The 20,098-nt window shown below is 66.2% G+C and carries 16 protein-coding genes; 7 read left to right on the top strand and 9 right to left on the bottom strand.

Annotated elements, in window-relative coordinates:
* Nucleotides 1-79: 79 nt before the first annotated feature.
* Entirely contained in the window at nt 80-529 is a 450-nt protein-coding gene (locus F3I16_RS14705; RefSeq protein WP_160494308.1) for a MarR family winged helix-turn-helix transcriptional regulator, read from the top strand.
* A 257-nt stretch (nt 530-786) separates the two neighbouring features.
* Nucleotides 787-1,215, top strand: coding sequence for an organic hydroperoxide resistance protein (locus F3I16_RS14710; RefSeq protein WP_160494309.1), 429 nt, complete (start codon nt 787-789; stop codon nt 1,213-1,215).
* An 82-nt stretch (nt 1,216-1,297) separates the two neighbouring features.
* On the opposite strand, the gene F3I16_RS14715 is transcribed toward F3I16_RS14710, so the two are convergent.
* From F3I16_RS14715 to purL, 3 genes are all read right to left on the bottom strand, one after another.
* Nucleotides 1,298-1,615 carry a YqfO family protein gene (locus tag F3I16_RS14715; RefSeq protein WP_160494310.1) on the bottom strand — a complete coding sequence of 106 codons (318 nt, stop codon included), beginning with the start codon at nt 1,613-1,615 and terminating at the stop codon, nt 1,298-1,300.
* Nucleotides 1,616-1,792: 177 nt separating this feature from the next.
* A complete protein-coding gene (locus tag F3I16_RS14720) occupies nt 1,793-2,212 on the bottom strand; it encodes a CDGSH iron-sulfur domain-containing protein (protein ID WP_306110098.1) in 420 nt (139 codons plus the stop codon).
* Nucleotides 2,163-6,059 (bottom strand): phosphoribosylformylglycinamidine synthase, encoded by a 3,897-nt coding sequence (purL, locus tag F3I16_RS14725; protein WP_160494312.1) that lies wholly within the window; start codon nt 6,057-6,059, stop codon nt 2,163-2,165. Before purL ends, F3I16_RS14720 begins: the two co-directional genes overlap by 50 nt.
* Nucleotides 6,060-6,219: 160 nt before the next feature.
* Here purL and mltF point away from each other — a divergent pair, with 160 nt between their 5' ends.
* A complete protein-coding gene (mltF, locus tag F3I16_RS14730; protein ID WP_160494313.1) occupies nt 6,220-7,698 on the top strand; it encodes a membrane-bound lytic murein transglycosylase MltF in 1,479 nt (492 codons plus the stop codon).
* A gap of 36 nt (nt 7,699-7,734) precedes the next feature.
* On the opposite strand, the gene tadA is transcribed toward mltF, so the two are convergent.
* The 4 genes from tadA to guaB all read right to left on the bottom strand — a co-directional run bounded on the left by tadA (nt 7,735) and on the right by guaB (nt 12,837).
* A complete protein-coding gene (gene tadA / locus F3I16_RS14735; protein WP_160494314.1) occupies nt 7,735-8,214 on the bottom strand; it encodes a tRNA adenosine(34) deaminase TadA in 480 nt (159 codons plus the stop codon).
* 9 nt (nt 8,215-8,223) lie between these two features.
* Nucleotides 8,224-9,591 carry a multicopper oxidase family protein gene (locus F3I16_RS14740; RefSeq protein ID WP_160494315.1) on the bottom strand — a complete coding sequence of 456 codons (1,368 nt, stop codon included), beginning with the start codon at nt 9,589-9,591 and terminating at the stop codon, nt 8,224-8,226.
* 119 nt (nt 9,592-9,710) lie between these two features.
* Nucleotides 9,711-11,291 (bottom strand): glutamine-hydrolyzing GMP synthase, encoded by a 1,581-nt coding sequence (guaA, locus tag F3I16_RS14745; RefSeq protein ID WP_160494316.1) that lies wholly within the window; start codon nt 11,289-11,291, stop codon nt 9,711-9,713.
* 76 nt (nt 11,292-11,367) lie between these two features.
* Nucleotides 11,368-12,837: an IMP dehydrogenase gene (guaB, locus tag F3I16_RS14750; protein ID WP_160494317.1), complete on the bottom strand. Its 1,470-nt coding sequence runs from the start codon at nt 12,835-12,837 to the stop codon at nt 11,368-11,370.
* A gap of 167 nt (nt 12,838-13,004) precedes the next feature.
* On the opposite strand from guaB, the gene F3I16_RS14755 reads away from it, so the two are divergent.
* Nucleotides 13,005-15,122, top strand: coding sequence for a TonB-dependent siderophore receptor (locus F3I16_RS14755; RefSeq protein WP_160494318.1), 2,118 nt, complete (start codon nt 13,005-13,007; stop codon nt 15,120-15,122).
* On the opposite strand, the gene F3I16_RS14760 is transcribed toward F3I16_RS14755, so the two are convergent.
* Nucleotides 15,119-15,667: a sugar ABC transporter ATPase gene (locus tag F3I16_RS14760; protein WP_160494319.1), complete on the bottom strand. Its 549-nt coding sequence runs from the start codon at nt 15,665-15,667 to the stop codon at nt 15,119-15,121. The genes F3I16_RS14755 and F3I16_RS14760 overlap by 4 nt on opposite strands.
* 85 nt (nt 15,668-15,752) lie before the next feature.
* Here F3I16_RS14760 and xseA point away from each other — a divergent pair, with 85 nt between their 5' ends.
* Entirely contained in the window at nt 15,753-17,132 is a 1,380-nt protein-coding gene (xseA, locus tag F3I16_RS14765) for an exodeoxyribonuclease VII large subunit (RefSeq protein ID WP_160494320.1), read from the top strand.
* Nucleotides 17,133-17,183: 51 nt separating this feature from the next.
* Nucleotides 17,184-18,002 (top strand): peptidoglycan DD-metalloendopeptidase family protein, encoded by an 819-nt coding sequence (locus F3I16_RS14770; protein WP_160494321.1) that lies wholly within the window; start codon nt 17,184-17,186, stop codon nt 18,000-18,002.
* On the opposite strand, the gene F3I16_RS14775 is transcribed toward F3I16_RS14770, so the two are convergent.
* Nucleotides 17,992-18,297, bottom strand: a complete 306-nt coding sequence (locus tag F3I16_RS14775; RefSeq protein WP_160494322.1) for a hypothetical protein — start codon at nt 18,295-18,297, stop codon at nt 17,992-17,994. The genes F3I16_RS14770 and F3I16_RS14775 overlap by 11 nt on opposite strands.
* Between F3I16_RS14775 and leuA the strand changes: the two genes are divergently transcribed.
* On the top strand, nt 18,284-19,954 hold the full coding sequence (gene leuA / locus F3I16_RS14780) for a 2-isopropylmalate synthase (RefSeq protein ID WP_160494323.1): 1,671 nt from the start codon (nt 18,284-18,286) through the stop codon (nt 19,952-19,954). The genes F3I16_RS14775 and leuA overlap by 14 nt on opposite strands.
* The last annotated feature ends 144 nt before the right edge of the window (nt 19,955-20,098 follow it).

The following is a 20,098-nucleotide window of genomic DNA, read 5'->3' on the forward strand; positions in this document are numbered from 1 at the left end:
CGCAACGCCGGCAGATGTTTGCGCCCATCTCTCTTGCGCGATAAGTTGTTGCCTTCACCCCTGAGCGCGGGATAGCCCGATGAAACAGACCAACTCCTGTGCCGCCCTGCAGCTGGACAACCAGCTGTGCTTCGCCCTGCACTCGACTTCGCTGCTGATGACCAAGGCCTACAAACCGCTGCTGCAGAGCATCGGCCTGACCTACCCGCAGTACCTGGCCATGCTGGTGCTGTGGGAGGGTGACGGCATCACCGTCGGCGAAATCAGCGCCCGCCTGCTCACCGACCCCGGCTCGCTGACCCCGCTGCTCAAGCGCCTGGAGGGCGAAGGCCTGCTCACCCGCACCCGCAGCAGCACCGACGAACGGGTGGTCGAGCTGCGCCTGACCGACAAGGGCCGCGCGCTGCAGCAGCAGGCCGAGGGCTTTCCCGCCTGCATCGTCGCCGCCAGCGGCCACAGCATCGCCGAGCTGATGGCCCTCAAGGACGAACTGGTCAAGCTGCGCAGCAAGCTGCAGCAGGCCATCTAAGCCAGCGGCCAGAACACCGGCCGCTGGCTGATTGGGCCAGCACCATAGCCGGCAACCCGCGCGCCTGCACGCCCGCGCCCACTCGCGCCAACCCCACCCCTAGCGCAAGCCGCTCTTATTCCTAAAATGCCAAGATCAATAGCGATTTGTTTCAGATAAATATCTTGCGCGCTAAATTTATTCGCACCACATTCCACTCCACACATTTAGTTAGAGCGCAATATTTTAGACAGCAAACTTAATCTGGAGATTCCGTCATGCAAAGCATCCAAGCCCTCTACACTGCCACCGCCACCGCTACCGGAGGCCGCGACGGCCGTGCCGTGTCCTCCGACGGTTTCCTCGACGTGAAGCTGACCACCCCGCGCGAACTGGGCGGCCCGGGTGGCGAGGCGACCAACCCGGAACAACTGTTCGCCGCCGGCTACTCGGCCTGCTTCATCGGCGCCCTGAAGTTCGTCGCCAGCCAGAAGAAGCAGGCCCTGCCGGCCGATGCCTCGATTACCGGCAAGGTCGGCATCGGCCAGATTCCCGGCGGTTTCGGCCTGGAAGTGCAGCTCGACATCAGCCTGCCGGGCCTCGAACAAGCCGCGGCCGACGAACTGGTCGCCGCTGCCCACCAGGTTTGCCCGTACTCCAACGCTACCCGCGGCAATATCGAGGTACGCCTGAACGTCGCCGTCTAAGCCGCGCGGGCCTGCCCAAGGCCAAAAGCACAAAGCCCCAGCTTGCCAATGCAAGCCGGGGCTTTGTTTACCGCTCTGGGGGTCAGAACTGCAGGTCGGAAAGCCGCCACACGTCGAACGCCGGCGTCTCGTAGGGGTGGGCTTTCTTCATGGCCTTGACCGTGTCATGCAGGAGCTCGTCGGCCACCACCAGCTCGACCTTCCACTCCGCCACCTGGTGCACCTGCCCGTGAAAGCCGAGATACGGCTCGCTGCCTTCCAGCGGGCGATACTGGCCCTGGCCCAGGACCTGCCAGCAGCAACTGTCATACTTGCCAATGCGTCCTGCTCCAGCGGCGAACACCGCCGCCTTGACCACATCCAGGTGGCTTTCCGGCACATAGAAACACAGCTTGTACATCCGCTTCTCCAAAGTGCATCGACGAATACGGGAGCCTCGCGACTCGCCCTGCCACAGCAATAATGGCATTTTGCCTTATTCGCCACCCGTGGCACAGTTCGCAACTCTGCATGGGACTCTCGGAAAGCCTGATAGTCCATTTTCTGGTTAGAGCAGTTAGCCATAAGCCAGGCTGGCTTAATCACCCCTGGTGAAGCGTTGCCAGCGCGCCTTGAGCCCTGCGGCCGGCGGGCTGTGGCTGCCATCGCAATATGGCAGGCGCTGCGACCGGCCGCAGCGGCACAGCAGCAAATGCTGCTCGCGCGCAGGCTGCAGGCGCAAGCCATCACTGCAGGCAGGGGAACAATCGGGCAGTGCCGGCGAACGCCCGCAGCGGCACAGGAGCAAGGTCTCACCCGGCTTGACCAGGCGCACCTCGGGAAGAAGGGTGGGGATGGAGTCGCTGTCGGGCATCGCCGCCGTCTCGCGCGAGTGCCGCAGGGCGGCGGTGAGCGCCGCCCTGCCCCGGGCTACGGGAGAGGGCGATGCAGCAGTCGGCAGGCGCCGATCAGTCGACCCAGACGCGGGCGTTGCGGAACATGCGCAGCCAGCCGGCATCTTCCTGCCACTCGTCCGGGCGCCAGGATTGCTGCACGGCACGGAATACCCGCTCCGGGTGCGGCATCATGATGGTCACCCGGCCGTCGCGACTGCACAGGCCGGTGATGCCGCGCGGCGAGCCGTTCGGGTTGGCCGGGTAGCTCTCGGTGACCTTGCCCTGGTTGTCGACGAAACGCAGCGCCACGGTGCCGGACAGATCGGACTCGAGCAGGGCTTCCTCGCTCTCGAACTCGGCATGCCCTTCGCCGTGGGCGATGGCGATCGGCAGGCGCGAACCGGCCATGCCGCGCAGGAAGATCGAGGCCGATTCCTGCACCTGGACCATGGCCACGCGCGCCTCGAACTGCTCCGAGCGGTTGCGCACGAAGTGCGGCCAGAACTCGGTGCCGGGAATCAGCTCGTGCAGGTTGCTCATCATCTGGCAGCCGTTGCACACGCCGAGGGCGAAGCTGTCCTTGCGCTCGAAGAAGGCCTGGAAGCCGTCGCGGGCACGGGCGTTGAACAGGATCGACTTGGCCCAGCCCTCGCCGGCGCCCAGCACGTCGCCGTAGGAGAAGCCACCGCAGGCCACCAGGCCCTTGAACTCGTCCAGGCTGACGCGACCGCTGAGGATATCGCTCATGTGCACGTCGATGGCGCTGAAGCCGGCGCGGTCGAAGGCCGCCGCCATTTCCACCTGGCCGTTGACGCCCTGCTCGCGCAGCACCGCCACCTGCGGACGCACGCCTTTCTTGATGTACGGCGCGGCGATGTCCTGGTTGACGTCGAAGCTGAGCTTCACCGACAGGCCCGGATTGTCCTCGTCGAGGATGCTGTCGAACTCCTGTTCGGCGCAGCTGGCGTTGTCGCGCAGGCGCTGGATCTGGTAGCTGGTCTCGGCCCACTGGCGCTGCAGCAGACGGCGCTGACCACCGAATACCGGCTCGCCGTTGAAGCTGATGGCCACGTCGCTGCCGTTGATCGGCTGGCCGATCACCGCCACGCAGTCGCCCAGGCCGGCGGCGCTGAACTGCGCCAGCACTTCCGGAGTGGCGTCCTGGTGCACCTGGATCACCGCACCCAGCTCTTCGTTGAACAGCACCGCCGCAATATCGTCCTTGCCATCGGCCAGGGCGTCGAGGAACAGGTTCAGGCCACAGTGACCGGCAAAGGCCATTTCCAGCGCGGTGGTCAGCAGACCGCCGTCGGAACGGTCGTGGTAGGCCAGCAGGTGACCATCGGCATTCAGGCCCTGGATCACCGCGAAGAACGCCTTGAGGTCTTCGGCATCGTCGACATCCGGCACGCTCTGGCCGAGCTTGCCGTAGGTCTGCGCGAGGATTGAGCCGCCCATGCGGTTCTGCCCGCGACCCAGGTCGATCAGGATCAGGTCGGTCTCGCCCTTGTCCAGGCGCAGCTGCGGGGTCAGGCTCTGGCGGATGTCAACGACCGGGGCGAAGCCGGTGATCACCAGCGACAGCGGCGAGGTCACGCTCTTGTCGACGCCCTCGTCCTGCCAGCGGGTCTTCATCGACATCGAGTCCTTGCCCACCGGAATGGTGATGCCGAGCGCCGGGCACAGCTGCATGCCGACGGCCTGTACGGTGTCGTACAGACGGGCGTCCTCGCCCGGGTGGCCGGCGGCGGCCATCCAGTTGGCCGACAGCTTGATGTCGGACAGCTTCTCGATGCGTGCGGCGGCCAGGTTGGTGATGGTCTCGCCGACGGCCATGCGCCCGGAGGCCGGGGCGTCGAGCAGGGCCAGCGGGGTGCGCTCGCCCATGGCCATGGCTTCGCCGGTATACACGTCGAAGCTGGTGGCGGTGACGGCGCAGTCGGCCACCGGTACCTGCCACGGGCCGACCATCTGGTCGCGGGCAACCAGGCCGGTGATGCTGCGGTCGCCGATGGTGATCAGGAAGCTCTTGCTGGCCACCGCCGGGTGACGCAGCACGCGGCTCACGGCCTCGTCGATATCGACGCTGGCGGCGCTGAAGTCATCGCCCTGCTCCGCCTCGCGGGTCACGCTGCGGTGCATGCGCGGCGGCTTGCCGAGCAGCACTTCGAGCGGCATGTCCACCGGCTTGTTGCCGAAGTGGCTGTCGGACACGGTCAGGTGCGGCTCGGCGATGGCCTCGCCGACCACGGCGAACGGGCAGCGCTCGCGTTCGCAGATGGCCTTGAAACGCTCGAAGTCGGCGGCGTCCACGCTCATTACGTAGCGTTCCTGGGACTCGTTGCACCAGATTTCGTGCGGGGCCATGCCCGGCTCGTCGTTGGGTACCGCGCGCAGCTCGAAGCGACCGCCGCGGCCGCCGTCGTTGATCAGTTCCGGCAGGGCGTTGGAGATGCCGCCGGCGCCGACGTCGTGGATGAACTTGATCGGGTTGTGCTCGCCCAGCTGCCAGCAGCGGTCGATGACTTCCTGGCAGCGTCGTTCCATTTCCGGGTTGTCGCGCTGCACCGAGGCGAAATCCAGGTCGGCGGAGCTGGCGCCGGTGGCCATGGAGGAAGCGGCGCCGCCGCCCAGACCGATGAGCATGGCCGGGCCGCCGAGCACGATCAGCTTGGCGCCGACCGAGATCTCGCCCTTCTGCACATGGTCTTCGCGGATGTTGCCCATGCCGCCGGCAAGCATGATCGGCTTGTGGTAGCCGCGCACTTCCTCGCCGCGCGGCGTGTTCACCGCCTGCTCGAAAGTACGGAAGTAGCCGTTCAGCGCCGGGCGGCCGAACTCGTTGTTGAACGCGGCGCCGCCCAGCGGGCCTTCGATCATGATGTCCAGCGCGGTGACGATGCGCTCGGGCTTGCCGTACGGCACTTCCCAGGGCTGTTCGAAGCCGGGAATCTGCAGGTTGGATACGCTGAAACCGGTCAGGCCGGCCTTCGGCTTGGCCCCGCGACCGGTGGCGCCTTCGTCGCGGATCTCGCCGCCGGAGCCGGTGGAGGCGCCGGGGAAGGGAGCGATGGCAGTCGGGTGGTTGTGCGTCTCCACCTTCATCAGGATGTGCACCGGCTCCTGGGTCGCCGCGTACTCGCGGGTCTCAGGATTGGGGAAGAAACGCCCGGCCGGGTGGCCGACGATCACCGAGGCGTTGTCCTTGTAGGCGCTCAATACGCCTTCGCGGTGCAGCTCGTAGGTGTTCTTGATCATGCCGAACAGGGACTTGTCCTGGCTCTGGCCGTCGATGTCCCAGCTGGCGTTGAAGATCTTGTGCCGGCAGTGCTCGGAGTTGGCCTGGGCGAACATCATCAGTTCGATGTCGTGCGGGTTGCGCCCCAGCTCGCTGAAGCTCTTCACCAGGTAGTCGATTTCGTCGTCGGCCAGGGCCAGGCCGAGCTGCACGTTGGCCTGCTCCAGGGCGGCGCGACCGCCACCGAGGATATCCACCGCGGTCAACGGCTTGGGCTGGGCGTGGCTGAACAGATCGGCGGCCTGTTCCATGTGGCTCAGCACCAGCTGGGTCATGCGGTCATGCAGCAGGGCGGCGGCGGCCTGGACATCGGCCTCGCTCAGCTCGCCGCTGACGTAATAGGCGATGCCGCGCTCCAGGCGCTGGATCTTCGCCAGGCCGCAGTTGCGGGCGATGTCGCTGGCCTTGCTCGACCAGGGCGAAATGGTGCCGAAACGCGGGATGGTGAGAAACAGGCGGCCGTTCGGCTCCTGCACCGGCACGCTCGGGCCGTACTTCAGCAGACGGGCCAGTACCTGCTCTTCGTCGGCAGTGAGTACCCCGGAGACATCGGCAAAATGCGCGAACTCGGCGTACAGACCAGTCACGGCGGGGACCTTGGCGGTCAGTTGCGAAAGCAGTTTGCCGTGACGGAAGGCGGAAAGAGCGGGCGCGCCGCGCAGGATCAACATCGTGAACAGCCTCTGGGAAGGGGTGTGCTTTGAGGCCGTGCATTCTAGCCTAAAGCGCCGCCGGGCGGCACCCGTAAGCAGGCAGGCGGCCACGGACCTAGCAGAGCCCCCTGCCACTGTCGAGATATGGCGGGCGCCGGCCTTTGCGTATACTGCGCCGATGTTTGCACAAACTGCGTTGCGCATCCGCACTGCCGCCTGGCTGCTGGCGACCGCAATCCCTCTGCTGCTCGCGGGCTGTGATGGTGATGGCGAAGTCACCAAGCAGCCCAGCACCCTCGAGCGCGTACAGAAGGAGGGCGTGCTACGGGTGGTCACCCGCAACAGCCCGGCCACCTACTTCCAGGACCGCAGCGGCGAAACCGGCTTCGAATACGAACTGGTCAAGCGCTTCGCCGAGAACCTCGGCGTCGAGCTGCAGATCGAGACCGCCGACAACCTCGACGACCTGTTCAGCCGCCTGAACCAGCCGGACGGCCCGGAGCTGGCCGCCGCCGGCCTGGTCGACAGCGCCGGGCGCAAGAGCCAGGCACAGTTTTCCCAGCCCTACCTGCAGGTCACCCCGCAGGTCATCTACCGCAACGGCCAGCCCCGCCCCTCGCGCCCCGACGACCTGATCAGCAAGCGCATCCTGGTGCTGCAGGGCAGCAGCCATGCCGAACAGCTGGCGCAACTGAAAACCACCCTGCCCGCGCTCAAGTACGAAGAGTCCGCCGCCGTCGAGGTGGTCGACCTGCTGCGCATGGTCGACGAAGGGCAGATCGACCTGACCCTGGTCGACTCCAACGAACTGGCGATGAACCAGGTGTACTTCCCCAACGTGCGCGTGGCCTTCGACCTGGGCGACGCCAGCAACCTGGGCTGGGCGGTGGCCAGCGGCACGGATGACAGCCTGCTGCAGGAGGTCAACCACTTCCTCGCCCTGGTCGAGGAGAACGGCAGCCTGCAGCGCCTGAAACAGCGCTACTACGGGCACGTCGACGTACTCGGCTATGTCGGCGCCTACACCTTCGCCAAGCACCTGCAGCAGCGCCTGCCGCGCTACGAACAGCACTTCAAGCAGGCCGCCGAGAAGCACAAGGTCGATTGGCGCCTGCTGGCCGCCATCGGCTACCAGGAGTCGCTGTGGCAGCCGGACGCCACCTCCAAGACCGGCGTGCGCGGCCTGATGATGCTGACCCAGGGCACCGCCCAAGCCATGGGCGTGGCCAATCGCCTGGACGCCCGGCAGAGCATCCAGGGTGGTGGCAAGTACCTGGCACTGATCCACGGCAGCCTGGCCGAGGACCTGGAGGAACCGGATCGCACCTGGTTCGCCCTGGCCGCCTACAACATCGGCATTGCCCACCTGGGCGACGCGCGCAAGCTGGCCAAGGCCGAAGGCCTGAACCCGGACAAGTGGCTGGACGTACAGAAGATGCTGCCGCGCCTGGCGCAGAAGCAGTGGTACAGCAAGACCCGCTACGGCTACGCGCGCGGCGGCGAAACCGTGCACTTCGTGCGCAACATCCGCCGCTACTACGACATCCTCAACTGGGTGACCCAGCCGCAGCTGGAAGGCACCCAGGTCGCCGAAAGCGGCATCCACGTGCCGGGCGTCAACCGCACCCTGCCCAAGGAAGAGCCTACCCAGCTCTGAGGTCAGGCGCGGTCCGCATGCAATCCAGGCCGGGGATCAGGACGAACGCCGCGCCTTGAAGAAGGCACTCAGCACCGCCCCGCACTCCTGCGCCAGCAGGCCGCCCTCGACCAGCACCCGGTGATTGAGGAACTCCTGGGCGAAGAACTGCCCGCGACTGACCACCACCCCAGCCTTGGGCTCGGTGGCGCCGTAGACCACGCGGGCAATGCGCGAATGCACGATCAGCCCGGCGCACATGCTGCACGGCTCCAGGGTCACGTACAGGGTGCTGCCCGGCAGGCGGTAGTTGCGCAGGTCGAGGGCCGCGGCGCGGATCGCCACCATCTCGGCGTGGGCGCTGGGGTCATGGGTGGAGATCGGGCAGTTGAAGCCGCGGCCGATGACCTCCCCATCCTGCACCAGCACCGCGCCGACCGGCACCTCGCCCTGCTCAGCACCCAGGCGTGCCTGCTCCAGGGCTTCGCGCATGAAGCGCTCGTCCTGGCTGCGGTCGATGATCTTGATCTGGCGCATCAAATTTCCTTAAACCACGGCAATCGCGGCCATCAGGCCGGTTTCCATATGGTCGATGACATGGCAGTGGAACATCCACACCCCCGGATTATCGGCGACGAAGGCGATGCGCGCCGTTTCGTTCTTGCCCAGCAGGTAGGTGTCGGTGAAATACGGGATGATCTCGCGACGATCGGAGTCGAGCACCTTGAAGCTCAGGCCATGCAGGTGGATCGGGTGCTGGTACTGGGCCATGTTGCGCAGCACGAAGATGTAGTGGCCGTCCTTCTTCAGGGTGGCGATGGGCCGGTCGGCGCAGCCCTTGTCCGTGATATCCCAGGCCTGGCCGTTGATCTGCCAGTAGCGCGCCGGGCCAGCCTGATTCGGGCTGGCCAGCATGGCCGCCCACTCGAAGTTGAAGCGCAGGGTTTCGGCACGAGCCAAGTCCGGCTCGGCGACCGGGTTGGCCGGCAGTGCGGGCGGCCAGTCGCCCGCTGCCTGGGAGCTGGCCACGCTTTTCAGGGTCGCCAGGCGCAACGGGCCGTTGCGCAGCGACAGCTCGGTGCCGGCAGCCGGCACCTTGAGCGCCAGGTCCAGGCGCATGCCCGGGCCCAGCCAGTAGTCCTTGCCCAGCGGGCGCGGCGCCACCGGGTTGCCGTCCAGGGCATAGATGCGCGCCTCGGCGCCCGGCAGATTGAGGCGATAGGTGATGGTGTTGTCGACATTGATCAGGCGCAGGCGCACCACCTGCCCGGCCGGCAGCTCCAGGGTCGGCAGCGACACGCCGTTGATGCTCGACAGGCGCCCGCGGGTGCCCTCGCGCGCGGCTTCGCGCGGCACGCTGAAATCGCTGAAGGCGCCCTGCTCGTCGACATGCCAGGTCTTCAGGCACAGCGTGCGCTCATGGGCGAAGCCACTCGGTTCGCGCTCCTCGACGATCAGCGGGCCGACCAGGCCGCGGCCGAGCTGCTCGCTGCTGGCCGTGTGCGGGTGGTACCAGTAGCTGCCGGCATCCGGGGTGATGAAGTCGTAATCGAAGTATTCGCCCGGCAGCACCGGCAACTGCGAGACATAGGGCACACCGTCCATCTCCAGCGGCAGGCGGATGCCGTGCCAGTGGATGGTGGTGGGCTCATCCAGCTTGTTGATGAAGCGCACGCGCAGACGCTCGCCCTGGCGGCAGCGCAGCTCCAGACCCGGCGCCTGGCCACCGTAGGCCCAGGCCGGGGTCTTGTGCCCCGGCACCAGCTCCAGGTCGAGCGGCGCGGCGATCAGTTCATAGTCATGGCTCGCCACGTTGTGTGGGCGACCCAGCCAGTAGCGCACGCCACCGGCGCCGAGGCCGGCGATGCCGAGCGCACCTAGGCCGGCGAGTATCTGTCTGCGGGTAAAAGCCATTGTCATGTCCATCGGCCAAGCATTTGCGACATCTTCTCATTTCCAGAGCGGCGCGACGAGCCGCAGATTGCCGCAGGCAGAAACGACAAGGGCAGCTCGCGCTGCCCTTGTTGGCTACCTCATTCCCACTCGATGGTCGCCGGCGGCTTGCTCGACACATCGTAGGTGACGCGGGAGATGCCTTCGATCTCGTTGATGATGCGGTTGGAGACCTTCTCCAGCAGCTCGTAGGGCAGGTGCGCCCAGCGTGCGGTCATAAAGTCGATGGTTTCCACCGCACGCAGGGCCACGACCCAGGCGTAGCGCCGGCCGTCGCCGACCACGCCGACCGATTTCACCGGCTGGAACACCACGAAGGCCTGACTGGTCTTGTGGTACCAGTCGAAGTTGCGCAGCTCCTCGATGAAGATGTGGTCGGCGCGACGCAGCAGGTCGGCGTACTCCTTCTTCACTTCGCCGAGGATGCGCACGCCCAGGCCCGGGCCCGGGAACGGGTGGCGGTAGACCATGTCGTAGGGAAGGCCCAGTTCCAGGCCGATCTTGCGCACCTCGTCCTTGAACAGCTCGCGCAGCGGCTCGACCAGCTTGAACTGCATGTCTTCCGGCAGGCCACCGACGTTGTGGTGGCTCTTGATCACGTGGGCCTTGCCGGTCTTGGCGCCGGCCGACTCGATCACGTCCGGGTAGATGGTGCCCTGGGCGAGGAACTTCACGTCCTGCAGCTTGGTGGCTTCCTGATCGAACACTTCGATGAAGCTGGCACCGATGATCTTGCGCTTCTGCTCCGGGTCGCTGACGCCGGTCAGGCGGCCGAGGAACAGCTCTTCGGCGTTGGCGCGAATGACCTTGACGCCCATGTTCTCGGCGAACATGGCCATCACCTGGTCACCTTCGTGCAGGCGCAGCAGGCCGTTGTCGACGAACACGCAGGTCAGCTGGTCGCCGATGGCCTTGTGCAGCAGTGCCGCGACCACCGAGGAATCGACGCCGCCGGACAGGCCCAGCAGCACCTTGGACGAACCGACCTGGGCACGCACATTGGCGATGGCGTCTTCGACGATGTTGGCCGGGGTCCACAGCGCCTGGCAGCCGCAGATGTCGAGGATGAAGCGCGAGAGGATGCGCCCGCCCTGCTTGGTGTGGGTCACTTCCGGGTGGAACTGCACGCCGTAGTAGCCGCGCACGTCGTCGGCCATGGCGGCAATCGGGCAGCTCGGGGTGCTGGCGAGGATGTGGAAGCCGACCGGAATCTCGGTGACCTTGTCGCCATGGCTCATCCACACATCGAGACCGAACACGCCGTCGTCGTCCATGTGGTCTTCGATGCCGTCGAGCAGGCGGCTCTTGCCGACCACGTCGACGCGGGCGTAGCCGAACTCGCGCAGGTCGGAACCCTGCACCTTGCCGCCGAGCTGCTCGGACATGGTCTGCATGCCGTAGCAGATGCCGAAGATCGGCACATTCAGGTCGAACACCGCCTGCGGCGCGCGCGGGCTGTCGGCCTCGTGCACCGACTCCGGGCCACCGGCGAGGATCACGCCACGCGGGGCGAAGGCGCGGATCGCCTCGTTATCCATGTCGAACGGGTGGATTTCGCAGTACACGCCGATCTCGCGCACGCGGCGGGCGATCAGCTGGGTGTACTGGGAACCGAAGTCCAGGATGAGGATGCGGTGGGCGTGAATGTCAGGGTGAGCCATGGCCGTCTCTCGTAGCGGAATTCACAAATGACAAGGGGCTGATCAGTCAGCCCCGTGTCGATTCATTGCAGTGGACTTAACCCACGCGGTAGTTCGGGGCTTCTTTGGTGATCTGCACATCGTGTACGTGCGACTCGGCCATGCCGGCGCCGGTGATGCGCACGAACTCCGGCTTGGTGCGCATCTCTTCGATGGTGGCGCAGCCGGTGTAGCCCATGGAGGCACGCAGGCCGCCCATCAGCTGGTGGACGATGGCGCTCATCGCGCCCTTGTACGGCACGCGGCCTTCGATGCCTTCCGGCACCAGCTTCTCGGCACCGGCCGAGGAGTCCTGGAAGTAGCGATCGCTTGATCCCTGCGCCTGCGCCATGGCGCCCAGCGAACCCATGCCGCGGTAGGCCTTGTAGGAACGGCCCTGGAACAGCTCGACTTCGCCCGGGGCTTCTTCGGTGCCGGCCAGCATCGAGCCGATCATCACCGCGGAAGCGCCGGCGACGATGGCCTTGGACAGGTCGCCGGAGAAACGGATGCCACCGTCGGCGATCAGCGGTACGCCGGTGCCGGCCAGGGCGGCGGCGACGTTGGCCACGGCACTGATCTGCGGCACGCCGACGCCGGCGACGATACGGGTGGTGCAGATCGAGCCCGGACCGATGCCGACCTTGACGCCGTCGGCGCCGGCTTCGGCCAGGGCCTTGGCGGCGTCACCGGTGGCGATGTTGCCGCCGATCACCTGGACTTCCGGGAAGTTCTGCTTGACCCAGCGCACGCGGTCGATCACGCCCTTGGAGTGGCCGTGGGCGGTATCGACGATGATCACGTCGACGCCGGCGGCGGCCAGGGCGGCCACGCGGTCGGCGGTATCGGCACCGGTGCCGACCGCCGCGCCGACGCGCAGGCGACCCTGGTCGTCCTTGCTGGCCAGCGGGTAGGCCTTGGCCTTCTCGATGTCCTTGACGGTCATCATGCCCTTGAGGGTGAAGGCGTCGTCGACGATCAGCACCTTCTCGATGCGGTGCTTGTGCAGCAGATCGCGCACGACTTCCTTGGTAGCGCCTTCCCGGACTGTGACCAGGCGCTCTTTCGGCGTCATCACGTCACGCACCAGGGCGTCCATACGATTCTCGAAGCGCACGTCACGGGAGGTGACGATGCCGACCAGGTCGCCGTTGGACAGTACCGGCACACCGGAGATGTTGTTCTGTCGGGTCAGTTCGAACAGGTCGCGCACGGTGGCGTCGGCCTCGATGGTGATCGGGTCCTTGACCACACCGGCCTCGAACTTCTTGACCTTGCGTACCTCGGCAGCCTGCTGCTCGATGGTCATGTTCTTGTGGATGATGCCGATGCCGCCTTCCTGGGCCATGGCGATGGCCAGGCGCGCTTCGGTGACGGTGTCCATGGCTGCCGACAGCAGCGGGATATTCAGCTCGATGCCACGGGTCAGGCGGGTCTTGAGACTCACATCCTTGGGCAGAACTTCGGAATAACCTGGAATAAGAAGAACGTCGTCGAAGGTCAGGGCTTCTTGACTGATACGCAGCATGGCGGGGGCTCCCGGGAGGGAAAATTGGAAGCGCGCCATTATACCCAGCAGGCCCCACTCACTCAATGCAAAGTGTGACAGGGGCTGCGGTAATGCGACCAACTAGGCATATGCAATAAATTCGCATACAATAATAATTCTCATAAATATCAACGTTCGAGTATCGAATGCCCTCCTATCGTCCCTCCTCCGGCCTGCCGCACTGGCGCGCCGGGCTGCTTGCCCTTTGCCTGTTATCGACCAGCCACAGCCAGGCCGACGAACTGCAACTGCCCAGCCAGGACATCGTCGCCACCGGCGTGGTCGACGAAGCTGGCTACCAGGCCAAACGCGCCAGCACGGCCAGCAAGTCGTCGGTGGATATCAAGGATGAGGCGCAATCGCTGCAGGTGGTGACCCCGCAGACCATCGAGGATTACCAGGTCAAATCGCTGGACGACGCCATGAAGTTCGTCAGCGGCGTCAGCCAGAGCAACACCCTCGGCGGCACCAAGGACGCCTTCATCAAGCGCGGCTTCGGCACCAATTCGGACGGTTCGATCCTGCGCGACGGCATTCGCTCGAATCTGTCGCGTAACTTCACCGCCACCAGCGAGCGGGTCGAAGTGCTCAAGGGGCCGGCCGCGCTGCTCTATGGCGCGATGGAGCCGGGCGGGCTGATCAACGTCATCAGCAAGCTGCCGCAGTATCAGCAGCGCACCATCCTCGGCGGCTCTGCCTACAGCGAAGGCGGCGGCACGCTAAGCCTCGACAGCTCCGGCCCGCTGGCCGACAGCGGCCTGGCCTACCGCCTGATCGCCGAGCGTCAGCATGAGGACTACTGGCGCAACTACGGCAGCGAAGAGCAGGTGCTGATTGCGCCCTCACTGGCCTGGACCGGCGAACGCGCCAGCCTGACCCTGGCCTACGAGTACAACGACTACTCCGCTCCCTTCGACCGCGGCACGGTGTTTATCGGCGGTCATCCGGCCAGCGTTGACTACGACAAGCGCCTGGACGAGCACTGGGCCGAGACCCGCGGCATCGCCGAAAGCGCCCGCGCCGTGTTCGAGTATCAACTGGACGAGGACTGGAAAAGCCGCCTGACCTACGGCTGGAACAATGACCGCTACGGCCTTGCCATCGCCCAGCCGGTTTCGCTCAACGAAGCCACCGGCGCCTTCCGCCGCGTCGGCAACGGCGCCCACTACGACGACGAAACACGCTACACCAGCCTGGATCTGATCGGTCAACAGACCCTGTTCGGCCAGCGTCACGAACTGCTGATCGGCGTCGATCACGAGCTCAACGACCAGTACCGCGGCAAGACCTACCGCAACACGGCCGGCATGCGCAGCGACATCGACATCTACGACCCGGTCTACGGCGAGCTGGCCGAACCCAGCGTGGTCAGCGCCACGCAGAGCAACCTGCGCAACGAACTGACCTCCGACTCCCTCTACTTCAAGGACAACTGGCACCTGGACGAGCGCTGGATCCTGGTGCTCGGCGGTCGCTACCAGCACTACGACCAGTACATGGCGCGAGGACTGGGCACCAGCCGCACCACCCTGTACGACCGCAACGACCAGACCCTGATCCCCTTCAGCGGGCTGGTGTTCAAGGCCAGCGACGCCCTCGCGCTATACGGCAACTACAGCCGCTCGTTCGTGCCCAACACCAGCGTCACCGACGCCGGCCAGACCTTCGACCCGGAGGAAGGCCGCAGCTATGAGGTGGGGGCCAAGTACGACCTGCGCCCCGGCCTGAGCCTGAACCTGGCGCTGTTCGACATCGTCAAGGAGAACGTGGTGGTCGGCTCCGGCGACGACATGGAAGCCGCCGGCAAGGTGGGCTCGCGCGGCCTGGAGCTGGACCTGACCGGCAGGATTGCCGAACGCTGGGAGCTGATCGCCACCTACGCCTACACCCACACGGAAATCCTCGACGACCCGGTCAACCAGGGCAATCGCCTGGCCCAGGCGCCGCGCCACACCGGCAGCCTGTACCTGACCCATGAGCTGGCGGCGCCGAGCGAGCTGGGCACCTGGCGCATCGGTGGCGGCGCTCGCCATGTCGGCGAACGCACGGCCGACAACACCGACAGCTTCCGCCTGAGCGGCTACACCCTGGCCGACGCCTTCGTACGCTGGGAGTACCCGCTGATGGGGCGCAAGACCTCGCTGCAGCTAAATGTCGACAACCTGTTCGACAAGCACTACTACCCCTCCACCACCGGCAGCGAGCTGAATGTCGGCGTCGGCGAACCACGTACCGCCCGTCTGTCGGCCAGCGTGGAGTTCTAAGGTTCGACCCGCACCAGGCGCACCGGAAAGCCCAGGCGCTCAGCGAAACTCTCCAGCAGCGCCGGGGAGAAACACTCGGCCGGCCAGCCATTGAAGACGAAGGCCAGATTGGAGAAAGCACAGGGTTGCAGGAAGAGGAAGCCGTTGATGTCGTCCTCATGGCCGCATTCGGGGCAGGTGAAGTTGTCGCTGACGCCAGCCGACCACTCGTCCAGGCTGGCGAACAGCGCCACACCGATCTCCCGGCGGCACTCGGGGCAGCCGGCTTCTTCGAGGAAGCCGCGGGTCGGGGTATAGATGCAGCGCTTGGTGACGACCTGCAGGCCATTAAACGGTTGACCGAACGGCAACAGTTCGGCGTGCGACAAACGCTGCGCGCCTTCGGCGATAGCGTGGGCCATGCCGTTGCCCAGGCGCCCACAGGTGCTCTGCGCCGCCGCTACCAGGCGTCGACCGACCAGCCAGCGCACCACCAGCTGCGCCCGCCCCTCGGCATTGGGCAGGCTGGAAATCTGCGGTACCAGAATGCTCTGCATATCGTTCATATAAGGAAGGATGGCTGAAAAGGCGGCGCAGTCTACTGGCTCGCCGCGCTTTGGGCACGCCGGGCAAACGGCTATGATGCCGGCCATGATCAACGACCCGTTCCAGCGCCTCGGTCTCGACCGCGACGTCCTCTCCGTCAGCCAGCTCAACAACCGCGCGCGGCTGTTGCTGGAGGACGTGTTCGCCCAGGTCTGGGTCGAAGGCGAAATCTCCAACCTGGCCAAGCCGGCTTCCGGGCATCTCTATTTCACCCTTAAAGATAGCCAGGCCCAGGTCCGTTGTGCGCTGTTCCGGCAGAACGCCAGCCGCGTGCGCCAGGCCCTGCGCGACGGCCTGGCGGTCAAGGTGCGCGGCAAGGTCTCGCTGTTCGAGGGCCGCGGCGACTACCAGCTGATCCTCGACAGCGTCGAGCCGGCCGGCGACGGCGCCCTGCGCCTGGCCTTCGAGGCGCTGAAGGAAAAGCTCTCCCGCGAAGGCCTGTTCAGCGCCGAGAACAAGATCGCCCTGCCCGCCCACCCGCAGCGCATCGGCATCATCAGTTCGCCGACCGGCGCGGTGATCCGCGACATCATCAGCGTGTTTCGCCGCCGCGCACCGCAGGTGGCGCTGACCCTGATCCCCACCGCCGTGCAGGGCTTTGACGCCACCGCGCAGATCGTCCGCGCCCTGCAGCTGGCCGATGCCCAGGGCTTCGACGCGCTGATCCTGGCCCGTGGCGGCGGCTCGCTGGAAGACCTCTGGTGCTTCAACGAGGAAGCCGTGGCCCGCGCCGTGGCCGCCTGCAAAACGCCGATCGTCAGCGCCGTCGGCCACGAGACCGATGTGTCGATCAGCGATTTCGTCGCCGACGTGCGCGCACCAACGCCCTCCGCCGCCGCCGAACTGCTGGCGCCGGACAGCAGCAACCTGCGCCATCGCCTGGACAACCTCAAGCGCCGCCTGCTGCTGCGCATGCAGGGCCGCCTGGCCCACGAGCACCTGCGCCTGGACGGCCTGGCCCGACGCCTGCGCCATCCCGGCGAACGCCTGCGCCAGCAGGCCCAACGCCTGGATGACCTGGACATGCGCCTGCGCCGCGCCTTTACCCAGCAACTGCACAACCGCCGCGAGCGCCTAGCGCGCCTGGATACCCGCCTGGCCGCCCAGCATCCCGGGCGTAGCCTGGCCCTGCTGCGCCAGCGCCTGGACAGCCTGGCCGAGCGCCTGCCGCGCGCCGCACTCGGCCAACTGCGCGAGCGGCGGCAGAGCCTCGAAGGCCTGGTGCAGCAGCTGCATATCGTCAGCCCGCTGGCCACCCTCGGCCGCGGCTACAGCATCCTCCTCGACGAACGCGGCCAGGCCATCCGCAACGCCGCCCAGACCCAGCCCGGCCAGCGCCTCAAGGCCCGGCTCGGCGAAGGCGAGCTGGTGGTGCGGGTGGAAGATAACCACCTGAGCCCGGTGACCCTGTCGCTGCTGGATTAACCCCATGGTGGATGGATACAGTGCCATCCACCCTCCGCCGGACTGCCATTCATGCGCCTGTTTGCCCTGCTGCTGCTCTGCCTCGCCCTGCCCGTCCATGCCGAAGGTTTCATCAGCCGCCTGCTGCACAAGCCGGTACCGGGCGGCGTCGCCGTCCTGCAACTGGGCAGCAGCGCCAGCGCGCCGCAGGTGCGCTTCCAGGGCAAGCCGGTGCTGACGGTCAAGGAAGACGGCCGGCAGTGGATCGCCATCATCGGCCTGCCGCTGACCAGCCAGCCCGGCCCGGCGCAAGCCCTGGTCGACGGCCAGGCGGTCGAATTCCAGATCGGCAGCAAGCACTACCGCGAACAGCGCATCACCCTGAAGAACCAGGAGCAGGTCAACCCGAGCCCGAAGAACCTGGCGCGCATCGAACGCGAACTGGCCGAACAGACCCGCGCCTACCAGCAGTTCAGCCCGCGCCAGCCGAGCAACCTGCTGCTCGACAAGCCGGTCGCCGGCCCGCTGTCCAGCCCCTTCGGCCTGCGCCGCTTCTTCAATGGCGAGGAACGCAACCCGCACTCCGGCCTGGACTTCGCCGCCAAGGCCGGCACCCCGATCAAGGCCCCGGCGGCGGGCAAGGTGAGCCTGATCGGTGATTACTTCTTCAACGGCAAGACCGTGTTCGTCGACCACGGCCAGGGCCTGATCAGCATGTTCTGCCATTTATCGGCGGTGGACGTGCAACTGGGCCAGGAGCTGCCACGCGGCGGCCTGGTCGGCAAGGTCGGCAGCACCGGCCGCGCCACCGGCCCGCACATGCACTGGAACGTCAGCCTCAACGATGCACGGGTCGACCCGGCGATCTTCATCGGCGCGTTCAAACCCTGAAAGAATCGGAAAATTGCCGCGCAATCGAAACAAAGGCCAGCCGCAGATCGAGCAATAATTTTTCCGCACAAGGTTTTTTCAGCACAAAAACAGCGTTTTCCCGGCAAGCCTTGCCAGCTTTAACCCCTGGCGTTAGGGTTGCAGCATGAATACAGCCCACACCCTCATCCTGTTGCGCCAACACGCCGGCCTGTGCCTGGTCAGCCCGCGACTGCGCGGCTAAGCCCTCGTTCGCCAACACTCCGTTTTCTCCGGCCCGCGCCGTACCAAGGATTAGCCCGATGACCATGCTCAAAGACCCGTCGACCAAATACCGCCCGTTCCCGCAGATCGACATCGCGGATCGCACCTGGCCGTCCAAGACCATCGACCAGGCGCCGATCTGGCTGTCTTCCGACCTGCGCGACGGCAATCAGTCGCTGATCGAGCCGATGGATGCCGAGAAGAAGATGCGCTTCTTCAAGACCCTGGTGAAGGTCGGCATCAAGGAAATCGAAGTGGGCTTCCCGTCCGCCTCGCAGACCGACTTCGACTTCGTCCGCGAGCTGATCGAAGGCGGCCACATTCCGGACGACGTGACCATCCAGGTGCTGACCCAGGCCCGCGAAGACCTGATCACCCGCACCTTCGAGTCGCTCAAGGGCGCCAAGCAGGCCATCGTCCACTACTACAACGCCACCGCGCCGAGCTTCCGCCGCATCGTCTTCAACCAGGACCAGGCCGGCGTGATCGAGATCGCCGTGAACGCCGCGCAGATCATCCAGCGTCTGGCCGCCCAGGCGCCGGAAACCGCCTGGCGCTTCGAGTACTCGCCGGAAGTGTTCAGCTCCACCGAGACCGCGTTCGCCGTCGAGGTGTGCAACGCGGTGATCGGCGTATTCCAGCCGACCCCGGCGCACAAGCTGATCCTCAACCTGCCGGCGACCATCGAGGCCGCCACCCCGAACGTCTATGCCGACCAGATCGAGTGGTTCTGCCGCCACATCGACAAGCGCGACAGCGTGCTGATCAGCCTGCACACCCACAACGATCGCGGCACCGGCGTGGCCGCCACCGAGCTGGGCCTGATGGCCGGCGGCGACCGCGTGGAAGGCTGCCTGTTCGGCAACGGCGAACGCACCGGCAACGTCGACCTGGTCACCGTGGCGCTCAACCTCTACACCCAGGGCGTCGACCCCGAACTGGACTTCTCCGACATCGACTCGGTGCGCAAGGTGGTCGAGGAATGCAACCAGCTGCCGGTGCACCCGCGCCACCCGTACGTCGGCGACCTGGTGCACACCGCCTTCTCCGGCTCGCACCAGGATGCGATCCGCAAGGGCTTCGCCCAGCAGGACCCGCAAGGCGTGTGGGAAGTGCCGTACCTGCCGATCGACCCGGCCGACATCGGCCGCGACTACGAGGCGGTGATCCGCGTCAACAGCCAGTCCGGCAAGGGCGGCATCACCTTCCTGCTCGAGCAGGAGTACGGCATCAGCCTGCCGCGGCGCATGCAGATCGAGTTCAGCCAGGTGGTACAGAAGGAAACCGACCGCCTCGGCCTGGAGATGACCGCCGCGCAGATCTACGGCCTGCTGGAAAACGAGTACCTCAAGGCCACCTGCCCCTACGTGCTGAAGAGCCATCGCCTGCAGGAAGAGAACGGCATCTGCAACGTCGATGTGGACGTCAACTTCAACGGCGAGCTGCGCCGCAAGCACGGCACCGGCAAGGGCCCGCTGGAAGCCCTGGTTGCCGCCCTGCCGATGAATGTGGAGATCATGGACTATCACGAGCACGCCATCAGCGCCGGTACCAACGCCCAGGCCGTGGCCTACATCGAGATCCGTCTCAACGGCGGCCGCCCGCTGCACGGCATCGGCATCGACGAGAACCTGACCACCGCGACCTTCCGCGCCCTGTTCAGCGCCCTCAACCGCGCCATGAGCCAGGCCGAGGCCCAGGCGGCCTGAACGCCGGCGTTGGCGCGGTTTGCGCCGCGTCCATCACGGCACCGCCGCAGCACCTAACAAGGGGAGCCCAGCGCTCCCCTTTTTTTGTTCCCCCCCCCCCCCCCCCCCCCCCCCCCCCCCCCCCCCCCCCCCCCCCCCCCCCCC

The organism is Pseudomonas sp. L-22-4S-12, from assembly GCF_009799935.1.
Lineage (GTDB): Bacteria > Pseudomonadota > Gammaproteobacteria > Pseudomonadales > Pseudomonadaceae > Aquipseudomonas.